This window comes from Amycolatopsis sp. NPDC003731 (genome assembly GCF_053586895.1).
This window is the reverse complement of the sequence record NZ_JBSFNC010000104.1, coordinates 20,622-32,661: the sequence shown is the minus strand read 5'-3', so window position 1 is coordinate 32,661 and position 12,040 is coordinate 20,622. Positions and strand designations below refer to the sequence as shown.

Annotated in this window: 11 protein-coding genes; 6 read left to right on the top strand and 5 right to left on the bottom strand. The window is 72.0% G+C overall.

Annotated elements, in window-relative coordinates:
- Positions 1–155: 155 nt before the first annotated feature.
- The 4 genes from ACWDN5_RS32910 to ACWDN5_RS32895 are packed head-to-tail and all read left to right on the top strand — an operon-like array spanning position 156 to position 4,645.
- Complete coding sequence (locus ACWDN5_RS32910; protein ID WP_449679009.1) at positions 156–632, top strand: (2Fe-2S)-binding protein; 477 nt, start codon at positions 156–158, stop codon at positions 630–632.
- Positions 632–1,627 carry an FAD binding domain-containing protein gene (locus ACWDN5_RS32905; RefSeq protein WP_310975402.1) on the top strand — a complete coding sequence of 332 codons (996 nt, stop codon included), beginning with the start codon at positions 632–634 and terminating at the stop codon, positions 1,625–1,627. The genes ACWDN5_RS32910 and ACWDN5_RS32905 overlap by 1 nt, the downstream gene beginning before the upstream one ends.
- Positions 1,624–3,789 carry a xanthine dehydrogenase family protein molybdopterin-binding subunit gene (locus tag ACWDN5_RS32900; RefSeq protein ID WP_449679008.1) on the top strand — a complete coding sequence of 722 codons (2,166 nt, stop codon included), beginning with the start codon at positions 1,624–1,626 and terminating at the stop codon, positions 3,787–3,789. Before ACWDN5_RS32905 ends, ACWDN5_RS32900 begins: the two co-directional genes overlap by 4 nt.
- Positions 3,776–4,645, top strand: coding sequence for a hypothetical protein (locus tag ACWDN5_RS32895; RefSeq protein WP_449679007.1), 870 nt, complete (start codon positions 3,776–3,778; stop codon positions 4,643–4,645). Before ACWDN5_RS32900 ends, ACWDN5_RS32895 begins: the two co-directional genes overlap by 14 nt.
- 95 nt (positions 4,646–4,740) lie before the next feature.
- Here ACWDN5_RS32895 and ACWDN5_RS32890 read toward each other — a convergent pair whose 3' ends face one another.
- From ACWDN5_RS32890 to ACWDN5_RS32870, 5 genes are all read right to left on the bottom strand, one after another.
- On the bottom strand, positions 4,741–5,085 hold the full coding sequence (locus ACWDN5_RS32890; protein WP_310975409.1) for a hypothetical protein: 345 nt from the start codon (positions 5,083–5,085) through the stop codon (positions 4,741–4,743).
- A 141-nt stretch (positions 5,086–5,226) separates the two neighbouring features.
- On the bottom strand, positions 5,227–8,370 hold the full coding sequence (locus ACWDN5_RS32885; protein WP_449679006.1) for a family 43 glycosylhydrolase: 3,144 nt from the start codon (positions 8,368–8,370) through the stop codon (positions 5,227–5,229).
- A gap of 84 nt (positions 8,371–8,454) precedes the next feature.
- On the bottom strand, positions 8,455–9,012 hold the full coding sequence (locus ACWDN5_RS32880) for a hypothetical protein (protein WP_449679005.1): 558 nt from the start codon (positions 9,010–9,012) through the stop codon (positions 8,455–8,457).
- Positions 9,013–9,114: 102 nt separating this feature from the next.
- Complete coding sequence (locus ACWDN5_RS32875; RefSeq protein ID WP_449679004.1) at positions 9,115–9,429, bottom strand: hypothetical protein; 315 nt, start codon at positions 9,427–9,429, stop codon at positions 9,115–9,117.
- Positions 9,426–10,007 (bottom strand): TetR/AcrR family transcriptional regulator, encoded by a 582-nt coding sequence (locus ACWDN5_RS32870; RefSeq protein WP_310975413.1) that lies wholly within the window; start codon positions 10,005–10,007, stop codon positions 9,426–9,428. Before ACWDN5_RS32870 ends, ACWDN5_RS32875 begins: the two co-directional genes overlap by 4 nt.
- 52 nt (positions 10,008–10,059) lie before the next feature.
- On the opposite strand from ACWDN5_RS32870, the gene ACWDN5_RS32865 reads away from it, so the two are divergent.
- Together ACWDN5_RS32865 and ACWDN5_RS32860 are read left to right on the top strand one after the other, a co-directional pair.
- Positions 10,060–11,055 carry a hypothetical protein gene (locus tag ACWDN5_RS32865; RefSeq protein ID WP_449679003.1) on the top strand — a complete coding sequence of 332 codons (996 nt, stop codon included), beginning with the start codon at positions 10,060–10,062 and terminating at the stop codon, positions 11,053–11,055.
- A gap of 181 nt (positions 11,056–11,236) precedes the next feature.
- Positions 11,237–12,031 (top strand): hypothetical protein, encoded by a 795-nt coding sequence (locus ACWDN5_RS32860; RefSeq protein WP_310975416.1) that lies wholly within the window; start codon positions 11,237–11,239, stop codon positions 12,029–12,031.
- Positions 12,032–12,040 lie beyond the last annotated feature (9 nt).

Genomic DNA, 12,040 nt, shown 5'->3' with positions numbered 1-12,040 from the left:
GTCCGGTGCGGGCGTGGGCCGTGTCGTCCGGCTGAGTACGCGTGTCGTCCGCCGGGGTACGCGTGTCGTCCCTTCCGGGACGGGCGCAATAAACGGCGTCCCGGGCAGCAATCACGGGAAAGCGCGGCCGGGCAAGTGCCGGTTAGCGTCGGCGGGTGTCCACTTCAGAAACCAGCGTCGAGGCGACTGTCAACGGCGAGGCCGTGCGGTTGCGGGTCGATCCGCGGGAGTCGCTGCTCGACGTCCTTCGTGAGCGGCTCGGGCTGACCGGGACCAAGAAGGGCTGCGATCAGGGCCACTGCGGTGCCTGCACGGTCCACCTCGCCGGCCGCCGCGTGGTCTCCTGCCTGACGCCCGCCGTGCAGGCCGCCGGGCAGGACGTCACCACCATCGAAGGCGTGGCCGGGCCCGATGGTGCCCTGCACCCGCTGCAGCAGGCCTTCGTCGACCACGACGCTCTCCAGTGCGGCTACTGCACTCCCGGCCAGATCATGTCCGGCCTCGCCTGCATCGCCGAAGGCCACACGCGCGACGACGACGAGATCCGCGAGTACCTCAGCGGCAACCTGTGCCGCTGCGGCGCCTACGCCGGCATCGTCGCCGCTGTCCGGCAAGCTGCGGGGGAGGCCTGATGCGTCCCTTCGCCTACTTCGCGCCCGACACCCTGAGCGCCGCCGTCGACGCTCTTCGCGACGCCGTGCCCGGCACCAAGGTCCTCGCCGGCGGGACCACGCTGTACGACCTGATGAAGCTCGGCATCGAAACCCCGCCGGCCGTCGTCGACGTGCACCGGCTGCCCGAGCTGGCGACGATCGAGACGAACGAACGTGAACTCGTCTTCGGCGCCGGGGCCCGGATGGCCGACGTCGCCGACCACCCGGCCGTCCGGGACGGCTATCCCGCCCTGGCCGAGTCGCTGTGGCGTGCCGCGTCGCAGCAGCTGCGGAACATGGCGACCGTCGGCGGGAACCTATTGCAGCGCACCCGGTGCGGCTACTTCCGCGGCGGGCCCGAGTTCCCCTGCAACAAGCGCGAACCCGGCAGCGGCTGTGCCGCCCGTGATGGCCACGACCGCACCCACGCGCTGCTCGGCACCAGCGACACCTGCATCGCCACCTACCCCGGCGACTGGGCGATCGCGCTGCTGGCCTTCGACGCGGTCGTCGACGTCGCCGGCCCGCACGGCGAACGCACCGTTCCGCTCCACGAGCTGCACGTCGAACCCGAGGACCCGACCCGGGAACACACCCTCGACGACGGCGAGCTGATCCTCCGCATCCGCGTCCCGGCGACCCCCGCCGGCCGCGGCTCGACCTACCTCAAGATCCGCGACCGCGAGTCCTACGCCTTCGCCCTCGCCTCGGCGGCGGTCGCCCTGACCGTCGAGGACGGCGTCGTCGGCGACTGCCGGATCGCGCTCGGCGGGGTCGCCACGCGCCCCTGGCGGGCCACCGAGGCCGAACGCGTGCTGCGCGGCACCCCGCTGACCGCCGAAAACGCCCGGCACGCCGGGGAAATCGCCTTCGCCGGGGCGCGTCCCGGCACCCACAACGGATTCCGGATCGAGCTGGGCATCCGCACGGTCGCCGACGCCGTGCGCACGGCCGGAGAGAGGGCCACCCGATGACACCCCGAGCCGACGCCGTCGAAAAGGTCACCGGCCGGGCCGCCTACGGCACCGACCGCGTCCCGGACGGCCTGGCCCACGCGGCCCTCGTCCCGGCGCGGATCGGCCGCGGCCGTGTGTCGCGGGTGGACACCGCCGCGGCCGAAGCCGTGCCCGGTGTCCTGCTCGTGGTGACCCGGTTCGACGAGGAGGAGCTGCGCGGCCCGGGCTTCATCATGGGCGGCGGTTTCTCCTTCCAGAGCCTCCAGCCGCTGCTCGACGACCGCGTCGCCTACCGCGGCCAGCCGATCGCCCTGGTCGTCGCGGAGACGCCGGTCGCCGCGACCGAGGCCGCCGAGCTGGTCACCGCCGACTACGCGCCCGAACCGGTCGCCGTCCACCTCGACGCCGAGGGTGTGACCACCCTCGTGCAGGAAGAAGCGATCCCGCTGCCGTTCCTCGCCGACATCAAGGTCGGCGACGCCGACGCCGTGATCGACGCGAGCCCGGTCCGGATCGACCGCACCTACGAGCACGCCGCCCAGCACGCGGTCCCGATGGAGCTCAACGGCGCCGTCGTCCAGTGGCGCGGCGGTACCCTGGTCGTCCACGAGGGCACCCAGAACGCCGCCGCGGTCCGGCACGGCCTGGCCCAGCAGCTCGGCCTCGACCCGGCCTGCGTGGAAGTGCGCTCGCCGTACGTCGGCGGCGGCTTCGGGCAGAAGAATTCCCTGCAACCGCACCTGGCGCCGCTGGCACTGGTCGCCAGGCGCCTGGGCCGGCCGGTCAAGCTGGTCCTGACCCGGACCCAGACGTTCCACAACGGCAGCTTCCGCCCGGCCACCCGCCACCGCGTGCGCCTCGGCGCGGACGAGACCGGCCGGATCCTCGGCGCCGTGCACGAGGTCGACCAGCAGACGTCGCGGCACGACCTGTTCCCGGCGATGCACACCGAAGTCACCTCCCGGCTGTACGGCTTCGGCGCCTTCCGCGGCCGGCACCGCCTGGTGCAGACCGACGTGCAGACGCCGGGCTACATGCGGGCGCCGTTCGAAAGCTCGGCGATGTTCGCGTTCGAGTCGGCGGTCGACGAACTCGCGTGCGCCACCGGCCAGGACCCGGTCGCGCTGCGGCTGGCCAACGACACGCTGACCGACCCGGTCAGCGGGCGGCCCTTCTCCACCCGCTTCCTCGCCGAATGCCTCCGCCGCGGCGCCGAAGACTTCGGCTGGGCCGCCCGCGACCCCCGGCCCGGCTCGATGCGCGCCGGCGACGGCTCGCTGATCGGCTGGGGCGTCGCCGCGGGCGCCTACCCGGGCCACATCGCGCCCGCCGTCGCCCACCTCACCGCGCACGCGGACAGCCGGGTTACGGTCGGCGTCGACGGCCACGAGATGGGCCAGGGCATCCGCTCGGCGATCGCCCTGCTCGTCGCGAACGACCTGGGAATCGCCGTCCGGGACGTCGAAGTCCGCGTCGGCGACACCCGGTACGCGCCGCAGCACCTCACCGCGGGATCGTGGGGCACCGCGACCGCGCTGCCCGCCGTCCACTCCGGACTGCGGGAGCTGCGCAAGCACCTCGACGCCGCCGGCACCGGCCCGGTCGACGTCGCCGCGGCGGTCACGCGGATCGGGCACCCGGTCGAGGTCGAAGCGACCACGATCGCGCCCGGGCAGCCGCCCGAAGCCGCCGGGCAGGCGAAGTCCGGCCACCTGGCCATCGCCGGCCCGGTCTACCCGGAGTTCAGCACGTTCAGCTGGGTCGCTCACTTCGTCGAGGTCCGCGTGGAGCCGATGACGTGCCGGATCCGCGTGCCGCGGGTGGTCAGCGTCGTCGACTGCGGCCGGGTCGCGAGCCCGGTGACCGCGGCGAGCCAGGTCCGCGGCGGCGTGATCTGGGGCATCGGCGGCGCGCTGCGGGAGGAGAGCCTTCCCGACCCGCACTCCGGCGGCTTCCTCAACGCCACGCTGGAGGAGTACCCGGTCATGGTGAACGCCGACGTCCACCGCATCGACGTCGGCTTCGTCGACGAGCCCGACCTGCGCTTCAACCCGGTGGGCGTGAAGGGGCTCGGCGAGGTCGCGATGGTCGGCGTCGCCGCGGCGGTGGCCAACGCCGTCCACCACGCCACCGGCAAGCGCCACCACCGGCTCCCGATCCGCCTCGATGACGTCCTCTGAGCAGCCCGGGCGGGGTCTGCTCGGCCTGGTGTTCGTCCTGCCGTTGACGGTCCTGCTCGCGGCCGGTGTGGGCGGACCGGTGCGGACGCTGGAGGTGCTCGGCCCGCCGATCGCCTTCGCGCTGCCGATCGTCGCGATGATCGCGTTCTGGTGGGCGGACTGGCCCGGCACCCTGCTGCGCGGCGGCTGGACGGGCGTGTCCGACACGGCCCTCGTCGCGGCCGGGGGCGTGGTGCTGGCCCGGCTCGGCCGGGACACGGTGCCGCTGGCCGCGGGCATCTTCACCCTGATGCTCCAGCTGACCCTGGTCGGCGAGGGCCGGCCCCTCCGCGGCCGCGGCACGCACTGGCCGGGTGCCGCGGCGCTGGCGCTGTGCTGGGTCGCCGGGCTGGGGCTCTACCTGGGCCTGGTCCCGACCGGCGTGGTGCCGGGGGAGGACTACGCCGCGTTTTCCGCCGTGCTGGGCGCCTGGCAGATGATCTTCTTCGTCGCGTTGCGCGGCCGGCCGTTCGCGCGGATCCGGCGCCGCGCGGTCCGCCTGGCGACGGCCCACGGTGTGGTCGTCGCCTGCGCGGGGGCGACGTTCTGGGTGCCGCCGACGGTCGCGGGTTCGGCCATCGCGTCGGTGCTCGTCGTGGCGATGCTCTTCGAGGCGGGGCCGGCGGTCCGGGTGAGCTTGCCGGTGGTCCTGCTGACGGCCGCGCTGGCCACGCTCCTCCCGCCGGTGGCGCGGTGGGCCGCGGTGCCGGAGAGGCTCGTCGGCGCGTGGGCCGCCCACACGACGTTGAACGCGCTCAGCCTGGCGGTCATCCTGCACGTCGCCGTGTGGCGGCGCTGGCCGGCCTCAGCGCCGTGAGGCCACCGTCGCCAGCTGCTCGCTGATCTCCGCCAGCAGCTCGGTGGCCGCGTCGCCGAGCGCGGCCAGGTCGGCCAGGGTCGTCTCTTCGGTGGTCACGGGCACAGGTCTTCCTCCAGGGCCTCGTGGCGGGCGACGACGGCTTCGGCGAACGCGGTGTGCACGCGCAGGTACTCGTCGCGGCCGACCGCCGTGTCGGCCCATTCGTGCCAGCGGATGTGCGCTTCGGCGACGTCGACCTTCGCGGCCGCCGCCACCGTGGCGGGGGAGGTTCCGGCGAGGATCGCGTGGTGCATCAGGGACGGCGAGGAGCGCCGGGCGAGCTCGGCCAGCGCGGCGAGGCGACCGAGTTCCGCGAGCGTGTCGGACGTGACCGGACGCGGGCGCGGCCGGGGCACCGGACGCGAGTTCCCGAGGTTGTCGGTCAGGACGCTGGTCATCAAACGACTCCTGAGGCGGAAAGCAGTGAAGCAACCCGAACGGCGGATGTTTACCCCGGGCAGGCCGGGGTAAACGCCGCCGCTGGTGATCTCCGTCTCACCGCATCGGGTGGGCCACCCGGACGAGTGGCCCACCCGGGCTCAGGTTGCCCGGACCGCCCCGCAGTGCCACGGGATCCGCTGCGGCCGCACGCTTTCCAGCGTCGGGACGACCGGGGCGATCGAGCCGTCGCGGCGGAACGTCAGCTTGTCGATCGTCGTCTCGCGGTGGGTGCCGTCGCCGCCCGGGATGCCGAAGCGGTGGTAGGCGAGGTACCAGTCGTCGGTGCCCGGGACCTGCAGCATCGAGCTGTGCCCGGTGCCGAGGACACCCAGGTGGGCGTCCTTGCTCAGGAGCAGGCCGCGGTTGGTGAACGGCCCGGTCGGGCTCGGCGCCGTGGCGTAGCCGACGCGGTAGTCCGGGCTGCGGGTGTCGTCGATGGACCAGCTGAGGTAGTACGTGCCCTTCCGCTCCACCGTGAACAGCCCCTCGCGGAAGTCGTTCAGGCCGGTCAGGCGGGTGATCTTCGCGCTGTCGTAGGACACCATGTCGGCGTTGAGCGGGACGACGTAGGCGTTGCCGTTGCCCCAGTACAGGTACGGCTGTCCGGTGTGGTCGAGGAACACCGCCGGGTCGATGGCCTGGCCGCCGTCGGGGTTCTTCGCGATCAGCGGCTTGCCGGAGTCGACGAACGGGCCGGTCGGGGAGTCGCTCACCGCGACGCCGATCTTGGCCTCGGCGCAGAAGTAGAAGTAGTACTTCCCGCCGTGCTTCGCGATCGTCGGCGCCCAGGCGTTCTTGTCGGCCCAGCCGACGTCCTTGCCGAGGTCGAGGATGACGCCCTCGTCCGTCCAGTCGACGAGGTTCTTCGACGACCACGCCGAGAACTTCGTCCCGCTCCAGCCGTCGAAGCCGTCGGTGGTCGGGTAGAGGTAATAGGTGTCGCCGAACGCGACGATGTTCGGATCGGCGTGGTAGCCGGGCAGCACCGGGCTGCGCACCTCGTGCGCCTCGACCGTCCACACGCGACGGTCGCCGCCGGCGCCGGTCACCGTGAACTGCTTCGGCGAGCCGAGGTCGACCGGCTTCCCGTTGTCCGGCCAGATGGTGGCCCCCGGCGCCAAGCCGAACTTCGGCGCGAGCCGGCGCAGATCGGTGCCCGGCTTGACCGGCAGCACGACCGTCCCGGCCCCGGCGTCGATGACGGCCGGTGTCTTGAGCGCGTCGAGCTGCACCGAGCGGATCGCGGTGCTGTTCGACGGGAGCGTGGCGACCTCGGGCCCGGACAGCGCCCGGTTGTACAGCCGCACGTCCTTCATCTTGCCGGTCAAGGTCTTGTCGCCGGCGTACACCGACCGGCCGAGGTAGTTCGCCGCCGTGACGCCGCCGCCGAGGTCCGCCGGCTTGAGCGTGGCGTTCGCGTTGCGGCCCACCTCGACGCCGTCCAGGTACAGCACCTCCACGCCGTTGCCGACGGTGAGCGTCACGTTCTTCCACACCCCGCGCGGCAGCCCGCCGCCGGAGTCCACCGCCTGCTCGGTGGTCCAGTTGCCGGTGGCGATGGCGCCGCGGAAGCCGCCGCTCGCCGTACCGCCGGTGGTGAAGAGGTAGCCGTTGCCGGTGCCGTCCTTGGCCGTGTTGCCCAGCCCCCACAGGAAGTACGGCGTCTGCTGGTTCTCCTCGACCAGGACGTCGGCCGACACGGTGGCCGCCGAGGCGCCGGTGAGCAGGTTGTTCGGCAGCTGGACGTGCCCGTTCTTGCCGCCGAAGGCCAGTGCGCCGCCGGTCCAGGAGACGTCACCGGCGAGGGCGCCGTCGTAGCCGTGGCCGGTGGTGTCGGCCGCGACCGTGCCGGACTTCGCGTCGAGCGGCCAGTGCGCGACCAGGCCCTTCGCGTCGGCCTTCGGCGGGACCGGCGGTGCGCTCAGGCGGTTCATCTCGGCCTGGGTGACCGGCAGGACGGTGCCGTGCCGCGGCGACGCGGGCAGGTGCGCGCCGGTCGACATCGTCCACTTGCCCGAGTCGAGGTCGGTGGTCTCGAACGGGACGTAACCGCGGCCGCCGAACTCGTCGATGAACAGGTACCACTTGTTCTCGGTGTTGGACTTGAACCCGGTCGGGCCCTCGCCCGCGGACAGGCCGGGGCTGGTCGCGGTGGCCTTGCCGAGGCAGTCGGCGACGAAGCCGTAGTGCGGGTCGAGCAGGTCGGTGGCCTTCTCCTCGGTGATGAACTTGCTGCACGGCGTCGAGGAGGTGTTGTTGCGCTCGTCCTTGGTGAACCGGTAGTAGGTGTCCTGGTTCTTGATGACCGTCGAGTCGATCACCGAGTAGCCCGGGTCGATCCAGACCTGCGGCGCGCTGAAGGTGTGGAAGTCGCGCGTGGTCGCGTACATCATCCGGTTGTAGCTGTCGCCGAGGTGGTTCGGGTCGTTCTCGGCGTACAGCTTCGACGCCCAGTAGACGACGTACGTGCCGCGCTTGGCGTCCCAGAACGCCTCCGGGGCCCAGGTGTTGCCCGCGGTCGGCGGGGACACCTGGACGCTGCGCTGGCGCGACCAGTGCGCCAGGTCGGTCGACTCCCAGACCATGATCGACCGGCTGCCGGTCCGCTGGGCGGCGTCCCAGCCGCGGCCGGCGTAGATCCGCAGGTCGGTGGCGAGCAGGTAGAACTTGTCGCCGTCGGGGGAGCGCAGGATGAACGGGTCGCGCACGCCCAGCTCGCCCAGGCTCGACTTGAGCACCGGCCGGCCGTTGTTGAGCTCGGTCCAGTTCAGCGGGTCGTTGCCGTTGCTGAGGGCCGAGTAGATCTGCTCGCCGTCGGAGGTGCCTTCGCCGGTGAAGTAGAAGAAGCTGTAGCCGGCCAGGGGTTCCTGCGCGGGCTTGGGGACGACGGTGGCGGTGAACCGCCGGGTGGTGCTCTCGCGGCCGAGGCTCACCTTCGCGGTCAGGACGACCTTCGCGGGCGCGGCGCCGGTCGCCGGCCGGGTGACCTCACCGGTCGGGGTGATCACCGACGGCGCGGACGACGTCCAGGTGACGCGCGTGCCGTCCGGGCCGCTCGCCGGCAGTGTGAGGTTGCCACGGACGTCGTCGATGTCGGGCACGGACAGCGTGCTCGCGGCGGCGCGGAGGCCGGTACCGGTGTCGGCGGAGGGCGCCGCACCGGCGCCGGCACCGCCGAGGGGGACGAGTGCGGCCGCGACGGCCAGCACGACGCCGAAACGGCGCGGGGAGAACAACTTCATCGTTGTCGGTTCCTTCGAGGCCTGCGCATGTTAACGTTAACATGATTCGGGTACGCTGACTCTAGGTCGGCGCGGTCCCGGTGGTCAAGAGCCGTGCGGATGGCGGGCCAGCTGCTCGGCGATCGCTTCCCGTGGGTACGGCGTCTTCCGGCTCTCGGTGTGGAGGGCGAAGTAGAAGTCGTTGACGACGGCGGCGAGGGGGGCGTACCGGCGCAGCAGCGGCGCCTGGTCCGGCACCTCGCCGGCGGCGCACGCGCGGACGAAGTCATTGCGAGCGCGGGCATCCGGCCAGTCGCGCAGACCGCGGACGACCCGGTTGACGAGGTGGGTCAGGACGTAGGCCCGGTCGTGGCCGTCGTGGTCGGCGAGGAACTCCGCTTCGGCGTCCGAGAGGTCGAAGCTCGCGGCCACGGTCAGGCCGAAGTCCGTGAGGTGGAGCCGTTCGCCGTCGGTGACGATGTTGGCGAAGTGCGCGTCGAAGTGCTGGACGTCTTTCGTGGCCAGAAAATCGGTGATGTGCCGCAGGTCTTCTTCGAGCGGCAGGTCGTCCCCGGGCCAACCGGCGAGGCTGTGCGGCAGGTACTCGAGGAACAGCACGAGGTCGGTGCCGGAGCCGGCCAGCGCTTCCAGCCGCCGTCGCACGCCGGGGTTGCCGTGCCAGAACGCGACGTCGGCCTCGATGTCGGCCTGCGGGCGCGGCAGGCCCGGCCGGATCCGCCAGTGGTGCAGGAGCGGGAAGTTTTCTCATTCGCCCCCGCGGACCCAGGCGGACGTCATCAGGTGTGCTTCCAGCTCGCGCCAGGCTCCGCCGCCCGCGGACCCGACGCCGTAGTGCGACCACGGCGGCAGCCCGTAGAGGTCGGCCGTCGAGTGCGGGTTCGCGAGTTCGACGGCGGTGAGCGGGACGCGCTTGACGAAGACGGGCTCGCCGGCCACCTGCAGCAGCCAGGACGAGCCGCCGATGCCGGTGCCGAGCGGGCGTGCCGTGGTCAGGAGGTCGTCGCCGGCTTCCGCCAAGGCGGCGGCGATCTTCTCGTCGCGTGCGAGGCGGCCGGTCACGCGCGCACCAGCGGCAGGTAGACGTCGTCGACGATCCCGACCAGGATGTCATCGGCCACTGTGGTCAGTCCGTGCGTGAGGTATTCGTTGCGCAGCAACACGAGAGCCACGGTGGCCACGCGCGGGTTCAGGGCCTCCGGCCGGGCCTGCCCGCGCGCTACCGCCTGCTCGACGACGGTCAGCCAGGCCGCGGTTCCGCCGGAAGCGGCCTGTTCGTGCAGCTGCTCCCGGAGTTCGGGTTCGTCACCCACGCCGGTGAGGAGGCTGCGAAGGGCGCGCGCGGCGGGCGAAGTCTGACCGCAGTTGATCGCCCGCAGCAGCGTCAGCGCGTCTTCGCGGAGGTTGCCGGTGTCGGGTGGCTTCAGGGTGTCCTCGGCGAGGTGGCGGTAGGCGGCGACGCCGAGCGCGGCGCGGTTCGGCCAGCGGCGGTAGATCGCGTTCTTGTTGGTCCCGGCGCGCTGGGCGACGCGTTCCATGGTCAGGCCGGAGTAGCCGGCCTCGGCGAGCTCGGCCGCCGCCGCGCGCAGGATCGCCTCTTCCAGCTCGGTGCCCCGGCGCCGGGTCTTCGGTGTCGCCATGACACCATCCTACGGTACGGTACGGACCGTACCTTAAATCTGGGAGGAAGACATGCGAGCCAAAGGAATCGGCTACGACACGGGGCTCGAGGTCCGCGGGCGCGTCAACCGCCCGTTCGACCCAGGCCTGGTCCGCCGCGAGCTGGCGATCATCCGCGACGACCTGCACTGCACGGCGGTGCGGCTGATCGGCACCGACCTGGACCGGATCGAGTTCGCCGCGCGCGAGGCGGCCGCGCTGGGGCTGGAGGTGTGGTTCTCGCCGTTCCCGTGGGACCTCGGTCCGGAGGATCTCCTGGACCTCTTCGCCGACGGCGCGGCGCGGGCCGAACGCCTCCGCGAGGCGGGCGCCGAGATCGTCTTCGTCACCGGCGCCGAGCTGAGCCTGTTCTGCCACGGCTTCCTGCCGGGCGGCAGCATCACCGAGCGCCTGGACAACCTCCTGGCGTCGAGGGAACTGGTGGCCGGGCTGCCGGAGCGGGTCAACGCGTTCCTGGCCCGCGCGGCCGAGGTGGTCCGCGCCCGGTTCGGTGGCCGCGTCACCTACGCGGCGATTCCGCTGGAGCGCGTCGACTGGACGCCGTTCGACATCGTGTCGGTGGACGCGCACCGCTCGAAGGAGGTGGAGCACATCTACCGCCAGGGCGTCCGGAGCCTGGTCGCGGCGGGCAAACCGGTGGCGATCACGGAGTTCGGCGTGACGCCCTACCGGGGCGCGGCCGATCTCGGCGCCCGCTGTGGCGAAATCCTCGAGTACGAAGACGACGTCCCGGTCCGGCTGACGGGCGACTACGTCCGGGACGAACAGGAACAGGCCCGCTACCTGCGCGAACTGCTGGAGATCTTCACGGCGGAAGGCGTCGACGCGGCCTTCGCCTGCACGTTCGTCTGCTACGGGCTGGTGCACCGGGCCGATCCCCGGACCGACCTCGACATGGCGAGCTGGGGCGTGGTGAAGGTCCTGGAAGAGGGTACGGGGGAGACGTACCCGGACGTCCCGTGGGAGCCGAAGGCGGCCTTCGGCGCGCTGGCCGAGTGCTACGCCTGAGCCGGTGAGCGGTCCGATGAATTCTTGGCCAACCGCGGCTGCAACCGGGTCGGCGTTGACAGAGGGCGGGGTCTCTTCTAGCGTTCATAACGCAAGACATCGGATGACCAGCCCGATTCCGGGCCCGTCCGCCGGCCGATGTGCACCCCTGCCGTACTCCGTCAGGAAGGACACGCCGAAGATGCCGGAATTCCCCCGCCGGACGGCTTTGCGCTCGCTCGCCGCCTCCGTTCTCGCCGTCCCGATCGTCCTGGGCGCCGCCGGTCCCGCCCACGCGGCCCCGCTGTGGCACCCGGACCCCGCCGCCGACGGCCTGAAGGCCTTCGAGGGCATCGAAGCCGACCGGGGCCACCACCACCCCGACCGCAAGTACGTCGTCGTCGAAGGCGACCACTACCGGTTCAACATCTGGAAGGACGACCGCGACACGACCGGCGGCGGCGACCGCCAGCGCACCGAATCGAAGGGCATGGTGCAGAACGGCACGACGTTGAAGATGCACAACGGCGAGACCTGGACGCTCTCCTACGAGATGTACCTCCCGGCCTCGCTGCACGGCACCAGCAAGTTCACCCACATCTTCCAGACGAAGACGCCGTCGACCAACGGCGGGCCGTGGGTGACGCTCGACCTGACCCGCAGCGGCAGCAAGGAAATGCTCAACGCCCGGGCGTACGCCAACTCGGGTTCGCCGAGCATCGCGGCCACGGAACTGGCGCCGCTGCGGGACAAGTGGATCACCATCGAGTGGACGTTCACACCGGGCTCGAAGGGCAAGGCGGCCTGCGTCATCCGCAACGGCACCGGATCGGGTGCGCCGGTCGCCGCGCAGGGCAGCATGAGCAACGTGAACCTCCCCGACCAGGGTGACTACGTCCGCCCGAAGTGGGGGATCTACCGGTCGGTCCAGAGCGCGTCGTCCGACATCCTCGACACCTACCTGCTGTTCCGGAACTACACGGCGGCCCGCAAGTAGGTGCGCGTT

Excerpts from the sequence above, each read along its gene's own strand:
- ACWDN5_RS32905 (WP_310975402.1), top strand. The coding sequence starts at position 632 with ATGCGTCCCTTCGCCTACTTCGCGCCCGACACCCTGAGCGCCGCCGTC.
- ACWDN5_RS32900 (WP_449679008.1), top strand. The coding sequence starts at position 1,624 with ATGACACCCCGAGCCGACGCCGTCGAAAAGGTCACCGGCCGGGCCGCC.
- ACWDN5_RS32895 (WP_449679007.1), top strand. The coding sequence starts at position 3,776 with ATGACGTCCTCTGAGCAGCCCGGGCGGGGTCTGCTCGGCCTGGTGTTC.
- ACWDN5_RS32890 (WP_310975409.1), bottom strand. The coding sequence starts at position 5,085 with ATGACCAGCGTCCTGACCGACAACCTCGGGAACTCGCGTCCGGTGCCC.
- ACWDN5_RS32885 (WP_449679006.1), bottom strand. The coding sequence starts at position 8,370 with ATGAAGTTGTTCTCCCCGCGCCGTTTCGGCGTCGTGCTGGCCGTCGCG.
- ACWDN5_RS32870 (WP_310975413.1), bottom strand. The coding sequence starts at position 10,007 with ATGGCGACACCGAAGACCCGGCGCCGGGGCACCGAGCTGGAAGAGGCG.
- ACWDN5_RS32865 (WP_449679003.1), top strand. The coding sequence starts at position 10,060 with ATGCGAGCCAAAGGAATCGGCTACGACACGGGGCTCGAGGTCCGCGGG.
- ACWDN5_RS32860 (WP_310975416.1), top strand. The coding sequence starts at position 11,237 with ATGCCGGAATTCCCCCGCCGGACGGCTTTGCGCTCGCTCGCCGCCTCC.